Source organism: Corallococcus llansteffanensis (assembly GCF_003612055.1).
GTDB classification, from domain to species: Bacteria; Myxococcota; Myxococcia; order Myxococcales; family Myxococcaceae; genus Corallococcus; species Corallococcus llansteffanensis.
Map to the genome: position 1 here is coordinate 1 of NZ_RAWB01001161.1, position 509 is coordinate 509.

General features: G+C 74.3%; 1 protein-coding gene. It reads left to right on the forward strand.

Annotation, left to right across the window (positions count from 1 at the left end):
• The coding region (locus D7V93_RS43920; protein WP_120648747.1) for a JAB domain-containing protein at positions 1–509 on the forward strand (509 nt) is incomplete at both ends.

Consider the following 509-nt stretch of genomic DNA (forward strand, 5'->3'; position numbering starts at 1 on the left):
GGCTGAAGGCGCTGGTGCAGGAGGATCCGCGCGTGCTGTGCGCCCGGCGGGGCGTGGGTCCGTCGCGGACGTCGCGGCTGCTGGCGGCGCTGGAGCTGGGACGGCGCGCGCAACGCGCTCCGGAGCGGCGGCCCCGGCTGCGCACGCCGAAGGAGATCCACGCGTACCTCGCGCCGACCCTGGGCGCGCTCCGACGCGAGGTGTTCCACGTGCTGTGCTTCAACCCGCGCAACGTGCTGGTGCACGACGCCCGGGTGGCGGAAGGGACGCTGAGCGCGTGCCCGGTGGATCCGCGGGAGGTGTTCGCCGCGGTGCTCTCCGCGCGGGCCACGGCCGTCGTGTTCGCGCACAACCACCCGTCGGGGGATCCGGAGCCCAGCGTCCAGGACGTGGGCCTCACCGAACACCTGGCGCGGGCGGCGGGCCTCTTGGGCGTGAAGCTGTTGGACCACGTCATCGTGGGGGACGGCACCTACGTGTCGATGCTGGAGCGGGGGATCCTGCCGGAC